We start from the raw sequence: 15,516 nt of genomic DNA, 5'->3' as shown, positions 1-15,516 counted from the left end.
CAAAAAAAAAGGACAACCAATTGGCTGTCCTTTTCTCTTTATTTTATGATTGGTTGTATTTTAGAACTCTAAATCATAAACCGTATCATCTACCATTTTATCGCTTATTAGGCTGTTCTCTTTAGAACTGCTAATAATATTGATTGGATATTCAACGGTAAAATCGCGTTTACCGGTAGCACCTGTTATCAATTCAATTGCCTTCGCTAACAAAGGCTCGTTTTGCTCGCCTAAAATACCCAAGTTGCTATAATCTTCTTGTAAAGGATGATCAGGCACTAAACCGCTTGTAAAGTCAAAGAAACCATCAGCATTTTCATTTCTACCTATTAAGGGTTGAATAGCCCATTGATTATCTGGGTTAATATTGTTTACCCTTGATGGAGTGTACAAGTAAGAATTATCACGATCATCTACCAGTGTAGTTGAGAATTCGTTTTTTCCTCTAGTTACACCACCAATTTGAATAACATCCATATAAGGTTCTAAACTGTTGATCAACAATTCGCTTGCCGAAGCAGAACTAGTAGAAGTAAGAACGTACAGCTTTGTTAACCCTAAGGAGTTAATAGTCTGACCATTTACCTTATCGGCAAAATAGATTTCTAATTGGCTATCATTAAATTGCTCTTGTAGTTTTTCATTGTACCTTTTTCTTAGAAATATATCTTCTGTATTAGTACCATAAATCATACTTGCCAATAGGCGAGTAGTATTTACAGAACCACCAGGGTTGTAACGGAGATCCATAACCAAATTTGTAATACCGGCAGATTTTAAATCTTCAACAGCTGCGTACAGGTCATCATCATATTCGTTGGTAAATTGATTGTACATAATGTATCCGATATTTTCACCACCAATAGTAAATGACTTTGATAAAAACACAGGGTTTTCAGCTAAACCTTCTTCTTTTGTTAATGATATTTCAACTTCATTAGGTGATATATTACCATTATTGAAATTAGCCATATTCAAAATATAGGTGTCATTAGCACCAAAAAGTAATTCACGGTAATTAGATAAGGTTAAAGTTTGACCATCAACACCTGTGAATAAGTCGCCTCGTTGAATTTCAACTGTAGCGGCATTAGAATTGGGTACGATATAACGTACAAAACCAAAAAGATCTTCGCTATCTTGAAACTGAACAAGTCCAAATTCTAGACCATTACTTTTAGATATGCCTGCGAGAGAATTGGTAAGATCACGATAATCGTCATTGTAAAAGCTAAAACGGTCATCTATAAACTGCAATTTACTCTCAAAGAAATCGCCTGGATTATTGCCAGAATCTAAAAAGGTAGTATAATCGGCTCTACCCTCTTCTGTGTTTTCAAAACGGTCGTCTGCTAAATCATCAACATTTGCCTGCCAGAAATACCAAAAATTCATGGCTTTCCACATAAAGTCTTGTACTTCAACATCAGCAGATCCATCTGGGTTTACTGAGTTTGGCAAGTTTAAATCATCGTCTTTTGAACAAGAGAAACAAACAAGCGTAACTAATAGAATTAATATCTTCTTCATAATTAGGGAAACTGAAATGTTTTAAATTTATTTCTTTTCAGTTAAAGGAATTTTAGAAACAGGAACACTATTGTTTAATAGTAGTACAGTATTTCTAGGATTATAAAGCTTAGAACTAGAAACCACATTAGCAGGTATTAATACTTCAAAATTACTTTTACCACTAACCCCTGTGATCTCTTGAATTGCTCTAGCCAGCAAAGGTTCGTTTTCGTTACCAAGAACACCTAAGTTTGTAATATCTTCATCAAGTTCAATATCAGGCACTAAACCATCTACATAATCAGTAAACCCAGCACTATTTTCAACTTGACTAATAATAGGCTGTAATCCCCATTGTACGTTAGGGTTTATATTTTCAACTCTCTCAGCGTCATAAACATTACCACCTTCTGGGTCATCAACAAATAAAACCGATCCTTGATTTTTACCAACCGTAGTACCACCGATATGAACAACATCAATATATGGAGCTAAACCAACCATTACTAACTCGCTTGCAGAAGCAGAACCCTCTGCTGCAATGGTATAAACTCTATTTAAATTTAGTGTATTTAAAGGAGCATCAGAGTTACCATCAAATGTCCCTGTTGTACTTACAAAATAATTTTCTGTAGAGCTGCCGAACTCTGCTTGTAATTTTGCGTTATACACAGTTTTATAAAGTAAGTCTGAAGTATTTGTGCCTTTAATTAAACTGGCAAGTACAGCAGCTGTAGAGCCTCTACCGCCTGGGTTGTATCTTAAATCTAATACTAAATCGTTAACACCCTGTGCAACAAAATCTGCAAATACGGCATTTAACGCATTTTCAGAGCCAGAAACAAATTGGTTATACATTAGATAGCCGATTTTTTTATCGCCAGAAGTAATGACATTACTTACGTGAATGGGGTCTTCAACCAATCCTTCAGATTTTGTCAATGTTACTTTTCTGTCACTTGGGCTAATACCGCCATCTACGATTTCGGCCATGTTTAAAGCGTAGGTATCATTGTCTCCAAAAAGTAAATCAAGGTTGTTATCTGCAGGATTTTCTCTGTTAGAAAATAAAGTTTGACCATCAACGCCAATAAATAAATCTCCTCTTTTAATATCTTGTCCTGATGCATTAGAATTTTTAACGATGTATTCAACAAAACCAAACACCTCGTCAGTACCAGAAATACGACCTAGACCAAATTGGAGTCCGTTACTTTTAGATACACCTGCAGAACTATTTACTAATTCGGTATAATCATCACTAAAGAAGGTAAATCTATCTTCAGAGAATAATAATTTATTTTCCAATAAATCTACCGGGTCAGAATTTTCAGTTAAGTAATCTTCATATGCAATCTGAGTATCAAAGCGATCATCTGCCAAATCTGGCACATCACCTTGCCAAAAATAGTAAAGGTTTAAAGTCTGCCAGAAAAAATTCTGTACTTCAATATCAACAATTACTTCTTCTTCGGGAGTTTCAATTACTTCTTCTTCAATAACCGTATCATCATCATTATTACAAGATGTAATAACAAAGCCTAAGCAAAGGAGGGATAAGAAAAATTTTTTCATAGTTTTTTTATTTTTTTTCAAGTTTACGAATATTCTAAGAAATAGAATTGTCAAGATAATACATGGACATACGTCTAAGTAAGTACGTAAATAATTAGTATAAGGTTGTTAAAGTTACTTACAAGTATTTTAATTAAAAATTTATTGTAACAAAAATCGTTGTACTTCGTCTTCTTTTTGTAGACCGATATGAAAGTTTACAAACAGCCAAACCAAAATGAAACAAACGGAGTTTTTAAATATTGTATTGCCCTTTAAGGATAAGCTGTACCGTCTGGCCAAAAGATTATTGGTGTCAACAGAAGAGGCTGAAGATGCTACGCAAGAGATTCTTATTAAATTATGGTCCAAGAAAAATAAAATGGAATCATATAATAATGTAGAAGCGTTTGCGATGACAATGACAAAAAACTTTTGTTTAGATAGATTAAAATCTAAACAAGCTGGTAATTTAAAATTGGTACACAGTAATTATACAGATGCTAGTACATCGTTGCAAAGCGAATTAGAGGCAAAGGATAGCATAAATTGGGTAGAACGCATCATGGCAGAATTGCCCGAGCAACAAAAAATGGTATTACAATTGCGAGATGTAGAACAATACGAATATGAAGAAATAGAAAAATTATTAGATATGAAGCCTACAGCCATACGGGTAGCCTTATCTAGAGCTAGAAAAACCGTAAGGGAAAAATTAATGGAAAAGCATAATTATGGAATTGCATAACATAGAAAAATTAATAGAAAAGTATTTTGAAGCGACCACTACGGTTGCTGAAGAAGAAAAGCTGAGAAGGTATTTTTCAGAAGATGATGTCGCTCCTCATTTAGAGCAGCATGCGCCTTTGTTCAATTACTTTTCAAAAGCAAAAAAAGAACGCTTTACAAAGCCAGTGCCATTAAAACCTAGAAGAAATTATTTGAAATGGGTATCTGTTGCGGCGATAGCAGTCTTTATGGTCGGGCTTTATTTTTATCAGCCTACTCCACCTCCTGTTACTTTAGCAGATGAGTATACACCAGAGGAAATAGAATCTGCAAAGGAGGCGTTAGCCTTATTGGCAATGAATTTTAATAAAGGTACAGAGCAACTGTATCATTTAGAAGAATTTGAAAAAACAACGAATAAATTTTTAACGAAAAATAACTAAGATGAAAAAGATACTAGTATTAACTCTTATGGTGTTAGCCCCTGTAATTATCAATGCTCAAGATATATTTGAAAAGTATGAGGATAATGATAAGGTAACCTTTGTGGCCATGCAGCCAAAAATGTTTCAGATGTTGGGTAAAATGAGCGTAAGTTCAGATGATCCCGAAGCTAAAGAATTTTTTGAATTGGTGAACTCTATTACCAGTTTTAAGGTAATTACCACCGAAGATGCAGCTATTTCTAAAGATGTAGACAAGTGGGTTACCAATCGTTTAAGTAGCTCTTCTTTTGAAGAACTTATGAGAGTGCGTGATGGTAGCTCTAATGTGAAGTTTTACGTAAAGGAAGGTAAGGATAGCGATCATGTAAAAGAACTTTTAATGTTCGTAACCGGTTTAAAAGATAAAGACATAGATATTGACGGTAGAAAACTTGAAACTGTTTTATTATCATTAACAGGTGATATAAATCTACGCTCAGTTTCAAAATTGACCGAAAAAATGGATCTGCCAGGTGGCGATCAATTGGGTAAAGCATCTAAAAAAGTAAATTAATCAAAATAGCTTGCATTGAACTTAATAGGTTCAATGCAAGTTAAGTATTCATCAATTCATCAATCGCCTTTCCTAATTAAAGGCAAGGCACTAAAAACAACAATCATGAGAAAAGTAGCAGTAGTATTTTTAATGGCAATTTTACCTGTATTTGGTTTTTCACAATCTGTATTTGACAAATATGAGAATATGGATAATGTAGGATCTGTAATTGTAAACAAAGGAATGATCGACCTGGTTTCTAAATTAGGTAGTATGAGTGATGATGCCGAGGCGAAAGAATTTATGGAAGTAGCCAGCGGACTCAAAAATGTAAAGGTGTTCATGACCGAAGATGCATCGGTTTCTGCAGACATGACGTCAACGGTAAAGAAATACCTTAAATCTTCTAAGTTAGAAGAATTGATGCGGGTAAAAGACAAAGATGTAAACGTAAAATTTTATGTTAGAGATGGCTCAAAGAAAGACCATGTGTCAGAGCTATTAATGTTTGTTAGTGGTTTAGGCGATATCGAAGTAGGTCATAACGGACGAAAGCTTGAAACGGTTCTAGTAAGCCTAACTGGCGATATTGACTTGAATAAAATAGGTACTTTGACCAGTAAAATGGATTTACCTAAGGACCTAAATAAGGCATCAGGTAAATAATACAGTATACAAAAGACCTTTCGAGTAATAGGAAGGTCTTTATTTAATTAAAACAACATATTATGAAAAAAGCATATTGGTTAATGATGTTGGTAATAGGTTTTACCATATCCTCATGCTCGTCAGAGCAGAGTCTACAAGAGTATTATATAGCAAGTGCACAAAATCCTAATTTTATGTCCTTCGATTTACCTTCTAGTCTTTTGAATTTAGAAAAGGCAAATTTGACCCAAACAGAACTAGAGGCAGCTTCTTCACTTAAAAAGTTGAATATACTGGCATTTCAAAAGAAACCTGAAAACGAAGCAGATTATCAGATACAAAAAGCTGCTATTAAATCAATCTTGAAAGATGATGACTATAGTGAACTTATGAAAATGAATACTTCAATAGGAAAGGCAACTTTGCAGTTAAAGGGTGATGATGATACCATAGATGAGTTAATAATTTATGGAGATAATGATGAAAAAGGACTAATTCTTGTTCGAGTATTAGGTGATGATATGAACCCAGCTAGTTTTGTTCAGTTAATTCAGGCTATGGAAAAATCTGATTTTGATGGTAAAGGATTAGAAAAACTTGGAGATTTGTTAAAGGGATAATTGATATTCTAACTATTTCATAAACAACCCACTACATAATTGCAGTGGTTTTTTTTTAGGTTAAAAATTTATTTTATCAATTTTTAATGTGACCATTCGATAAAAATGGTGTCATAAAAAGTGAGGACAATATATAAACAACCTAAAAAAACATTTTAAAATGGAGAGCGCACAAGTATGGATTGACAAAGGAATTGAATTTGCAATGGAATTTGGCCCAAAAATTATTGGAGCAATACTAATATACATTATTGGTTCTTGGGTAATAAAGAAATTGATTGGTTTAGCAAACAAAGGCATGACCAAACAAGAGTATGATGAATCGCTAAAGAAGTTTCTGCTGAATTTAGCAAAATGGGCACTTACTATCTTTTTAATTATTACGGTTATTTCAACCTTAGGTGTTGAGACAACAAGTTTTGCAGCAGTAATTGCGGCAGCTGGTTTGGCTATTGGTTTAGCATTACAGGGTTCTCTTTCTAATTTCGCTGGTGGTGTATTACTTATTATTTTCAAACCTTATAAAATTGGCGATTTAATAGAGGCTCAAGGAGTATTAGGTAATGTAAAAGAGATTGAGATTTTTACAACAAAAATGATTACACCTGAAAATAAGTTGGCGATTGTACCTAATGGTGCTATGGCGAACGGTAACATAGTAAATTACACGGCAGAAGGTAAAATTAGAGTTGATACTACAGTTGGCGTAGCTTATGATTCAGATTTACAAAAAACAAAAGATGTGTTACTGGCAATGTTAAAGGCAAACCCACAAGTATTACAAGATCCAGCACCTTCAGTAAATGTATCTGAATTGGCAGATAGCTCTGTAAACCTAGCAGTGCGCCCTTTTTGTAAGCCAGAAGATTACTGGGATGTTTACTTCGCAACAATTGAAGGAACTAAGAAAGCTTTAGATGGTGCAGGTATTGAAATTCCTTATCCACATGAAGTTCAAATCAATAAATAAAATCAAGTCTAGTTAGTTAAAACCCCGTTGAACTTATTCAACGGGGTTTTTTAATCTAGCTCTATAATAGCTATTTAATCTTTAGCAATCTGTAGATTGTTTTTTCCAAAGTCCAATGTTCTGATTGGAAACGGAATATTGATATCACGTTCATCAAAATGTTTCTTGATTATTTTAATTGCTTTATGTCTTGCGGCATGCTCTTGTTTTACATTAACACAATCTGCCCAGAAGCGAACCATAAAATTGATAGAACTATCGCCAAATTCGGTAAAAAAGAATTCCACCGATTCATTATCATTCTGCTTAAAATTGTCTGCAATAATTTTCACGGTTAAATCCTCGACCATTTGCAGGTCACTTTCATAACCAACACCACAATTCACAAAAATTCTGTTTCTTTCATTCATGGAGTAATTGATGAAAGATCCATCAATAAATTTAGAGTTAGGTATAACCACTACATTATTATCTGGCTGTTTCAGTATGATGTTTCGTAGACTTATTTCGGTAACAAAACCAGACACACCATCAGCATTAATAAAATCATTGATTTTAAGCTGTGGCATAAACGAAAGTATGAGTCCTCCAAAGGTATTACTAAGTGTTCCTTGCAGTGCTAAACCTACGGCAAGACCAACAACACCTGCACCAGCTAATATGCTTGTCAAGACCTTGTCTAAATCTAAAACACCTAGGGCGATAAAAAATCCGATTAAGATAACCGCCACAAAAACGACTTTAGCAATAATCTCTTGAATAGAGACTTGAGATATTTTTCTAAGAATTGTTCTTTTAAGTACTTTGCGTATTCCTCGCGCCAGAAAGTAAAATAAGAACATTACCAAAACTGCCATGGCTAAATTTGGTAATTTTAAGATGATAGCTTCTAACCAACCATCAAGTTTATCCCATAAATTACTAACCGACTCTTCAACTGAGAAATTTGTTTGCATTTAATTTTAGTTTTACGTTCACTCGAAATATATATGATGTGAGGCGTATTCTAAAATGCATATCGCCCTAAACGGGCGATTTGAAGTATATGAACTAAAGAAAAGTTTTAATGCATTAAAACTGGATTAAATTCCAGTGTAATTACTTGGTGATATTTGTTTTAATTCTTTTTTAATCTCGTCAGATACTTTTAATGTATCGATAAAATTGGAAATAGAATCTTTGTTGATTTTCTCGTTTGTACGTGTAAGTCCTTTTAGAGCTTCGTATGGATTAGGGTAGCTTTCACGTCTTAATATAGTTTGAATAGCTTCAGCTACAACAGCCCAGTTATTCTCTAAATCTTGCTCAAACTTCACTTTGTTTAAAAGTAGTTTATTCAATCCTTTTAAAGTAGATTGAAAAGCAATAATAGTATGTGCAAATGGCACACCTATGTTTCTAAGAACCGTACTATCGGTTAAATCTCTCTGTAATCTAGATACAGGCAACTTAGCAGATAAATGTTCGAAAAGTGCATTGGCTATACCTAAATTACCTTCAGAGTTTTCAAAATCTATAGGGTTCACTTTATGTGGCATCGCCGAAGATCCAACTTCACCAGCTTTAATTTTTTGTTTAAAATAATCCATAGATACGTATGTCCAGAAATCTCGATCTAAATCTAAGATAATGGTGTTAATACGTTTAAGACCATCGAATAAAGCAGCTAAATGATCGTAATGCTCTATTTGCGTAGTTGGGAACGAATGTTGAAGACCTAATTTCTCTTGAACGAACTGTTGACCAAAAGCTCGCCAATCTATCGAAGGGTAGGCTACTAAATGAGCGTTGAAGTTACCCGTAGCACCACCAAATTTTGCTGCACTTGGTATATCGTTCAACAAATTGAACTGCTCTTTTAAGCGAACTACGAAAACCATAATTTCTTTTCCTAATCGTGTAGGAGAAGCAGGTTGACCATGTGTTCTAGCTAACATTGGTATGTCTGACCATTCTAAAATCAATACATCTAATTTTTCAAGTAACTCAAAATATTGAGGTACATACACCTCGTTCATCGCTTCTTTAATAGAAAGCGGAATCGCGGTGTTATTGATGTCTTGCGAAGTTAATCCGAAATGGATAAACTCCTTGTATTCTGATAAATTTAAAGCATCGAAAGCTTTTTTAATAAAGTATTCAACCGCCTTAACATCATGATTGGTAGTTCTCTCTATCTCTTTTATTTCTTCGGCATCTGCAGTAGAAAAATCAAGATAAATTTTTCTAAGGGCATCAAATTTTGATGTATCGAAAGAAGAAAGTTGCGGTAAGGGAATCTCACAAAGTGCAATAAAGTACTCTATTTCAACTCTAACCCTATATTTTATTAGTGCTTCTTCAGAAAAGTAAGCAGATAAAGATTTGGTTTTAGAGCTATAACGACCGTCTATAGGTGAAATGGCATTAAGTGCATTAAGAGACATAATCAATGGTTAAATTAATAAGGGGCAAATATACCTAATCGTATCAAAGTTTAAAACCATAAGTACTTTAAGTTATGGGCAATTACAATGATTTAATGAACAATTTTTAAAGCTTCTTAAATACACTACTTATTTTCTAGAACTTTTAAGGTCATTCTTGCTCTTGCCTTATATGCAGCACTACCGCTTTCATAGTTTTTCTTTAGTATTTGCTGTAATTCTGGATGGATCCAATTTATTGTTTTGCCAATTAAAAGAAGGGTAGTCATTGAATATGCTTTTGGGGCAACTTTATATTCTCCGATAAGCCAATCAAAAGCAACTTCGGTAATAGCATTTAGGTGATCTGTAGTTAATTTTTGGATTGATTTAACTGATTTTTTTGAAAATTCGTTTAACACCAATAACTGACAGATTTTTGAAGCCGGACGAACAGAAGACTCTAATGAAATATATTTTAACGACTCTGTAAATACATCAATATGTTTTAAAATATAATGCAAATTTATTTTGGCAACACTTTCTAAAACCCAGCCCGCTTTGCATGATATAGGGTCTGTGTCTTCCTTAATTATTTCAATAAGAATAGGAATTAAATGCGGATTACCTTCAATTTTAGATGCCATTTTAGTACGATTCTCTCTTGAAGCATTTACATAATTCAATGCTTCATAAAGTTCTTCCTTGGTCATAAAATTGTATCTTTAATTTTCATTTCCCCCAAATATGAAATTACTAAAAAAAATTATCCTAACTGTCGTTGTTGTGTTTGTTGCCATGCAGTTTTTCAGTCCTACAAAAAATATAACAGCCGGCAAGCATACAGAAGCTTTTATAAAGCAGACAAACCCTTCAACTGAACTTAAAAGTCTATTTGAAACTTCTTGTTATGATTGTCATAGCAATAATACAGAGTACCCGTGGTATAATAATATTGCCCCGATTTCATTTTTGCTTGCAGATCATGTTAAGGAAGGTAAAGAACATTTAAATTTTTCTGAATGGGAAAATTATTCTTTAGATAAAAAAGATCATTTATTAGGGGAGATAGAAGAGGAAGTGGTTAATGGCAATATGCCTTTATCTCAATACACCTTATTTCATAAAAACACAGAGCTTACTGCCAATGAAGTTAATAAATTGGTAGAGTGGGTAAGGCAGACGCGAATTATTTATCAATTAGGGAAGCAACCAAAGTAGGCAAACCGTCAACCGCATTTTGCGTGATTATCGTTAAATTTTTTTTGTGAGATTCTGTGATAGATGGTTTTGGGTCGATAAAATATATGGGTGTGCCGCTATGTACAAAATCAATTAAACCAGCTGCTGGGTATACCTGCATCGATGTACCGACAATGATTAAATAATCTGCTTTTTCGGTTATGGCTATTGCATCTTCTAGAAGAGGAACTGCCTCGCCGAACCATACGATATGTGGTCTAAGTTGAAATCCGTTTTTACAGGTATCACCAAGTAAAATATCATGTGTGCATTCAAAAATATCTTCTGCAGAAGAAATGCTTCTAGCTTTTAATAATTCGCCATGTAGGTGAAGAATATTTGAGCTACCGGCACGTTCATGAAGGTCATCTACGTTTTGGGTAATGATATGTACATTGTAGTGCGCTTCTAAATCAAGCAGTGCTTTATGGGCCGCATTAGGTTCAACGGTCAATAGTTGTCTTCTTCTTTGGTTGTAAAACTCTAAGACCAAAGCCGGGTTGTTCTCAAAACCTTCTGGTGTGGCGACTTCCATGACATCATGCCCTTCCCACAAACCATTAGCATCTCTAAAAGTTTTTAATCCGCTTTCGGCAGAAATTCCTGCACCAGTTAATACGACTATATTTTTCATGAGGTCTTAATGATAGGCATAAAAATATACTTTTCTTATCTTGTGCGCATGATTGATTTGAAGCTTTTAGCGTATTTAGAAGAATTTATTTCAGAAAATAGAAAACAGCGATTTAATGAAATATTGGCTCAGCGAACGAACTATTTAACGGTCGCTGTAGAAGATGTTTTTCAAATGCACAATACAAGTGCAGTGGTAAGAAGTTGTGAATCTTTCGGTGTACAGACTGCGCATTTGATTGAGGATAGAAACGGACAACATTTAGATGAGGAAATTGCCATGGGCGCGCAGAAATGGGTAGATATAAAACGATATCAAAATTCAAAACAAGTAATTGATTCGTTGCGAGAAAAAGGATATAAAATTGTAGCTACTAGTCCGCATGCAGATAGTTCGCTTTTACAAGATTTTAATCTAGATGGTAAAACAGCTTTGTTTTTTGGGACAGAGAAAAATGGATTAAGCGATTATGTATTAGAAAAGTCAGATGCCTATTTGAAAATACCCATGGTAGGTTTTACGGAAAGTCTTAATATTTCTGTTTCAGCAGCAATTATACTTCAGCATTTAACAACAAAATTAAAAGCTTCAGATGTAGATTGGAAATTAACCGATGAAGAAATATTTGAAAGACGATTAAACTGGACTAAAAAGTCAATAAAGAGTATCGATGATATTTTAGAAAGATATAAGTCTGATAATTAATTTTTGTTTAACTTGTTGTTTAATAGCTAATTAACCAGCCCATGTATACTGTATTTATAATTATTGCAGTAGTATTCGTTTTAATAACTTTTCTAGCTCTCATTGCACCAAAAACCTATGAGGTTTCGAGGAGTATTGAATTGGAGCATGCACCAGAAAAAGTTTGGGAGCATTTGAAGTTTTTAAAGAAGCAACAAGAATGGTCTCCTTGGGCTAAAAAAGACCCTAATATGAAACTGACATATACGGGTGTCGATGGTGAAGTTGGTGCTACTAGCCATTGGAGCGGAAATAAAGATGTAGGTGAGGGAGAACAAGAAATTACTAGAATAGATGAGGGTAGGCGCATAGAACAAGATTTACGATTCTTAAAGCCGTATAAGTCAAGATCAGATTGCTATATGGATCTTGACGATTTGGATGGAAATAGGTGCAAAGTTAGCTGGGGATTCTCTGGTAAGAACAAGTTTCCTATGAGTATAATGATGTTGTTCAAGTCTATGGATAAAATGGTAGGTAAGGATTTTGAAGAAGGGTTACAGAGTCTTAAACATAATTTAAATAGTTAGAAATGATAGCATGGTATGAAATTCCTGTAGCAGACATGACCAGAGCTCAAAAGTTCTATAAGTCTATTTTAAATGTTAGCATTGCAGTGAACAATTTCGGAGAATTTGAAATGGGTCTATTCCCAGACAAACAGATTTTGGGTCAGGCTAATGGTGCTTTGGTTCAGCAAAACCAATATACCTAGCCAATGGGAAGGGCTACTTGTTTATTTGCATGCGACGATGCCGCCATTGTTTTAGGAAAAGTTGAAAAAGCCAGGGGACACGTATTGCAGCCAAAAACTGAAATAGGTGACGGACACGGATTTATGGGGCTTTTAAAAGATACCGAAGGCAATAGAATTGCAGTGCATTCTAATGCCTGATATCAATTAAAGTTCTAGTTACGAAGTTCTAACAAGACGACTTCAAAGTCATTATCTAACAACACTTTGTTTTTGTTGACTGTTACTTCAGTTTCAGAAAAGCGGTCGTATAATTTTGTGCCATCGCCAAAGATACCCTTTACAGAAATAGATTTTTTCCCTTTAGGGGCGTCTAAAGCGATAACTATTTTATCTACAAAATCATCTTTACTAAAGTATCTGCTAAATACATATGGTGCTTTTGAAATCCTCTTATGAATACCAGCACCTATAGATGGGTGGTCATTTCTAAAAGTTCCTAATTTCTGCCAATAGGCTAAGGTTTCTTTTGCTTTTGGTAGGCTGTCTAGCTCGTTCCAATTCATGAACGATCTTAATGTAGCGTCACCTTGCGTACCTTCAATAACTAGACTACGAGCAGTTTCATCACCATAATATATTTGTGATGCCCCAGGGGTCAATAGCAATACGTTCGCTGCTCTTTTAGGGTTTGTTCTTTCTTGGTCGAAAGGCTGACCATCATCATGAGATGTAAGATAGTTTAAAACGCTTTTGTCTTTAAAAGTGGTATGCAGTAGTTTACTGTACTTGGTAAAAATAGTATCATAGTCACTATTGGCATCGTTCTTTAATTCGAAATTGATAAGACTCTTAAATCCATTATCGAAATAGTTTACTTTTTTGTCGCCTAAATCAAATTCTTGTCCTCCAGAAATTCCGTAATTATAAACTTCCCCGACCATATAAAAAGGGTTGCCATCTAATACTTTGTTGGCATTTTTCTTTTTCCAAAGGTCAAAAGCAGTAGAAGCCTCTTTGTACAATTCTGCCCACGAATTTTCATTGGCATGTTTAACAGTATCGACTCTAAAACCGTCTACACCATATTTATGAACATAATCGGTTAGCCATTTAATGATGTAAAATCTAGGAGCCCTTGGGTAACCGGTACGATCAAAAAACAATTCAAGCTCATCTAATTCTTCGCTTAGTCTACCTTCGGCTTTCCATTTTGCTAAAAGTGCATCGGGTAAATTAACTGCGGCATCTGATTCAGTTAATATATCTGGAAGATTGGCAACCAATGTGCACGCTGTAGTATTCTCGTAAGTAGTAAATTCGCAAGTAGGGGAGGTACGTACCCATTCTGCTGGCCATACAGGATCTTTTTCAGTAACAGGACCAGTATGATTTAGAACGACATCGAGTAAAATTCGAATACCGTTCTGGTGAGCAGTTTCAATTAAAGTTTCTAAATCTTTATCGGTGCCGAAATTTGGATCTATGGCTGTCCAGTCTTTTGCCCAATAGCCATGATAGCCATATGTGTTACCAGTACCCTCATCTGTGGCACCATGAATCTGTTCAACAACCGGAGTGAACCAAATGGCGTTTACTCCTAGGTCTGTAAAATAGCCATCTTTAATTTTTTCTGTAATGCCTTCAATATCTCCGCCTAAAAAACCTCTAAGTTCTCCGGTTTCTTCGTCACGCTCAAAATTTAGATCATTAGCAGTATTTGCGTTATTGAATCGGTCGGTAAGTAGAAAATAAACGGTAGCAGCTTCCCATTGAAAATTGGGGTTCTTTTTAGGGGTTTCAACTGAATCTTTAACTACAGCAATAGTTTCTGATTTTTCTTTGCTCTTAGGTTGGCAAGAAATCAATACTATAGATAATAGCCCTAATAAGAATACGTTTTTCATTTTCCTGTTATTTGCAATAAAACTATAACAAGGATTCCGTTTTAAAAAATATTATTTCTTTCTATTCAAAACTTTGTACTCTTCATAACAGCTGCTAATGGCGTCAAGTATCTGAAGGTCATTGGCTGTGGTGATAAAAGATTTTGAATAATTGCAGTTATTAAGAATGTCTTGAATATCTACTTTTTCTAATTGCAAGAACTCTGTTAAAGTTTCTCTGTCAAACTTAGAGGCAAGAAGATTACGAATGTCTTCATCTTCTCTCATTTGTCTAAGCTTACGCATCTGTGCAGGTTTCTTGCCAAAAAGGTTTCGTAATAAATCTGCGGGGTTTAGAATAGCTCCTAAAACTTTAGTTACCGCACTTGGGTTTTTGTTACCACCCTCATAGCTTACGCCTAAGCCAGATATACTATATTGATAAGCATTGTTGATGGGAAGATTTTTCACATCGATTTCTAAGTAACCAGTAAGCTGATATGGTCTAACAATAACTTCTTCTAGGGCATATGCAAGTTCGGTCAGTGCAATTTCTGTATTTTCAAATTTGAACATATCGTTCGTAACCCTTATTTTCTGTGATTTAAAACCAAGAAAAGAAAAGTAAAGGGTGTCATTTACCGCTGCAGTGATTGAAAATTCGCCTTTTTCATTGGTAATTGTTCCAAAAACCTGATTCAAGTTAACAACGTGCACGCTCTCAAGAGGTTCGCCAGATTGAGCATTGACTACAACAGCACTTAGGCGTTGACCTTCTTCTGTTTCTTGAGAGAAAACTATTAATGAAAATAAAATAAGTGTAATCGATAATAAATATTTCATTGTATTGACAGCGTAATTAAGTTGCAAACAAAACAAAAAAAATACGCCGAAGCG

At 34.6% G+C, this 15,516-nt stretch carries 19 protein-coding genes; 11 read left to right on the top strand and 8 right to left on the bottom strand.

Going from position 1 to position 15,516, the window contains the following annotated elements:
• Positions 1-60 precede the first annotated feature (60 nt).
• Both CLV90_RS12870 and CLV90_RS12865 read right to left on the bottom strand, forming a co-directional pair.
• Positions 61-1,530 (bottom strand): S41 family peptidase, encoded by a 1,470-nt coding sequence (locus tag CLV90_RS12870; protein WP_133687869.1) that lies wholly within the window; start codon positions 1,528-1,530, stop codon positions 61-63.
• 27 nt (positions 1,531-1,557) lie between these two features.
• Positions 1,558-3,087 (bottom strand): S41 family peptidase, encoded by a 1,530-nt coding sequence (locus CLV90_RS12865; RefSeq protein ID WP_133687868.1) that lies wholly within the window; start codon positions 3,085-3,087, stop codon positions 1,558-1,560.
• A 217-nt stretch (positions 3,088-3,304) separates the two neighbouring features.
• Between CLV90_RS12865 and CLV90_RS12860 the strand changes: the two genes are divergently transcribed.
• The 6 genes from CLV90_RS12860 to CLV90_RS12835 all read left to right on the top strand — a co-directional run bounded on the left by CLV90_RS12860 (position 3,305) and on the right by CLV90_RS12835 (position 7,014).
• Positions 3,305-3,814 carry an RNA polymerase sigma factor gene (locus CLV90_RS12860; protein ID WP_133687867.1) on the top strand — a complete coding sequence of 170 codons (510 nt, stop codon included), beginning with the start codon at positions 3,305-3,307 and terminating at the stop codon, positions 3,812-3,814.
• A complete protein-coding gene (locus tag CLV90_RS12855; RefSeq protein WP_133687866.1) occupies positions 3,801-4,238 on the top strand; it encodes a hypothetical protein in 438 nt (145 codons plus the stop codon). The genes CLV90_RS12860 and CLV90_RS12855 overlap by 14 nt, the downstream gene beginning before the upstream one ends.
• Before the next feature lies 1 nt (position 4,239).
• Entirely contained in the window at positions 4,240-4,794 is a 555-nt protein-coding gene (locus CLV90_RS12850) for a DUF4252 domain-containing protein (RefSeq protein WP_133687865.1), read from the top strand.
• 105 nt (positions 4,795-4,899) lie between these two features.
• Positions 4,900-5,442, top strand: coding sequence for a DUF4252 domain-containing protein (locus CLV90_RS12845; protein WP_133687864.1), 543 nt, complete (start codon positions 4,900-4,902; stop codon positions 5,440-5,442).
• A 62-nt stretch (positions 5,443-5,504) separates the two neighbouring features.
• Complete coding sequence (locus tag CLV90_RS12840; RefSeq protein WP_133687863.1) at positions 5,505-6,044, top strand: DUF4252 domain-containing protein; 540 nt, start codon at positions 5,505-5,507, stop codon at positions 6,042-6,044.
• Positions 6,045-6,204: 160 nt separating this feature from the next.
• The gene (locus tag CLV90_RS12835) at positions 6,205-7,014 is read left to right on the top strand and encodes a mechanosensitive ion channel family protein (RefSeq protein ID WP_133687862.1); all 810 of its coding nucleotides are present in this window, start codon (positions 6,205-6,207) and stop codon (positions 7,012-7,014) included.
• Positions 7,015-7,088: 74 nt separating this feature from the next.
• Here CLV90_RS12835 and CLV90_RS12830 read toward each other — a convergent pair whose 3' ends face one another.
• The 3 genes from CLV90_RS12830 to CLV90_RS12820 form a co-directional block, all read right to left on the bottom strand.
• Positions 7,089-7,970 (bottom strand): mechanosensitive ion channel family protein, encoded by an 882-nt coding sequence (locus tag CLV90_RS12830; RefSeq protein ID WP_133687861.1) that lies wholly within the window; start codon positions 7,968-7,970, stop codon positions 7,089-7,091.
• 126 nt (positions 7,971-8,096) lie between these two features.
• On the bottom strand, positions 8,097-9,440 hold the full coding sequence (purB, locus tag CLV90_RS12825) for an adenylosuccinate lyase (protein WP_133687860.1): 1,344 nt from the start codon (positions 9,438-9,440) through the stop codon (positions 8,097-8,099).
• A gap of 125 nt (positions 9,441-9,565) precedes the next feature.
• Positions 9,566-10,132: an adenylosuccinate lyase gene (locus CLV90_RS12820; RefSeq protein ID WP_133687859.1), complete on the bottom strand. Its 567-nt coding sequence runs from the start codon at positions 10,130-10,132 to the stop codon at positions 9,566-9,568.
• Between the two features lie 34 nt (positions 10,133-10,166).
• Between CLV90_RS12820 and CLV90_RS12815 the strand changes: the two genes are divergently transcribed.
• Positions 10,167-10,640 carry a heme-binding domain-containing protein gene (locus CLV90_RS12815; protein WP_133687858.1) on the top strand — a complete coding sequence of 158 codons (474 nt, stop codon included), beginning with the start codon at positions 10,167-10,169 and terminating at the stop codon, positions 10,638-10,640.
• Here the strand turns inward: CLV90_RS12815 and CLV90_RS12810 are convergent.
• A complete protein-coding gene (locus CLV90_RS12810; RefSeq protein ID WP_133687857.1) occupies positions 10,609-11,295 on the bottom strand; it encodes an SIR2 family NAD-dependent protein deacylase in 687 nt (228 codons plus the stop codon). The genes CLV90_RS12815 and CLV90_RS12810 overlap by 32 nt on opposite strands.
• A gap of 48 nt (positions 11,296-11,343) precedes the next feature.
• Between CLV90_RS12810 and CLV90_RS12805 the strand changes: the two genes are divergently transcribed.
• Genes CLV90_RS12805 through CLV90_RS19295 form a run of 4 tightly spaced genes read left to right on the top strand, consistent with a single transcriptional unit; the run spans position 11,344 to position 12,934 of the window.
• On the top strand, positions 11,344-12,000 hold the full coding sequence (locus CLV90_RS12805; RefSeq protein ID WP_133687856.1) for a TrmH family RNA methyltransferase: 657 nt from the start codon (positions 11,344-11,346) through the stop codon (positions 11,998-12,000).
• Positions 12,001-12,041: 41 nt separating this feature from the next.
• Entirely contained in the window at positions 12,042-12,569 is a 528-nt protein-coding gene (locus CLV90_RS12800; RefSeq protein ID WP_133687855.1) for an SRPBCC family protein, read from the top strand.
• Positions 12,570-12,571: 2 nt separating this feature from the next.
• A complete protein-coding gene (locus CLV90_RS12795; RefSeq protein WP_133687854.1) occupies positions 12,572-12,754 on the top strand; it encodes a VOC family protein in 183 nt (60 codons plus the stop codon).
• A gap of 3 nt (positions 12,755-12,757) precedes the next feature.
• The gene (locus tag CLV90_RS19295) at positions 12,758-12,934 is read left to right on the top strand and encodes a VOC family protein (RefSeq protein WP_166638578.1); all 177 of its coding nucleotides are present in this window, start codon (positions 12,758-12,760) and stop codon (positions 12,932-12,934) included.
• A 14-nt stretch (positions 12,935-12,948) separates the two neighbouring features.
• Here the strand turns inward: CLV90_RS19295 and CLV90_RS12790 are convergent, their stop codons facing one another.
• Both CLV90_RS12790 and CLV90_RS12785 read right to left on the bottom strand, forming a co-directional pair.
• Positions 12,949-14,640: an alpha-amylase family glycosyl hydrolase gene (locus CLV90_RS12790; RefSeq protein ID WP_133687853.1), complete on the bottom strand. Its 1,692-nt coding sequence runs from the start codon at positions 14,638-14,640 to the stop codon at positions 12,949-12,951.
• A 51-nt stretch (positions 14,641-14,691) separates the two neighbouring features.
• Positions 14,692-15,462 carry a carboxypeptidase-like regulatory domain-containing protein gene (locus CLV90_RS12785; protein ID WP_133687852.1) on the bottom strand — a complete coding sequence of 257 codons (771 nt, stop codon included), beginning with the start codon at positions 15,460-15,462 and terminating at the stop codon, positions 14,692-14,694.
• Between the last annotated feature and the right edge of the window lie 54 nt (positions 15,463-15,516).

Origin of the sequence: Maribacter spongiicola, from assembly GCF_004364165.1 — a bacterium.
GTDB classification, from domain to species: Bacteria; Bacteroidota; Bacteroidia; order Flavobacteriales; family Flavobacteriaceae; genus Maribacter; species Maribacter spongiicola.
This window is presented reverse-complemented; position numbering and strand designations above follow the sequence as displayed.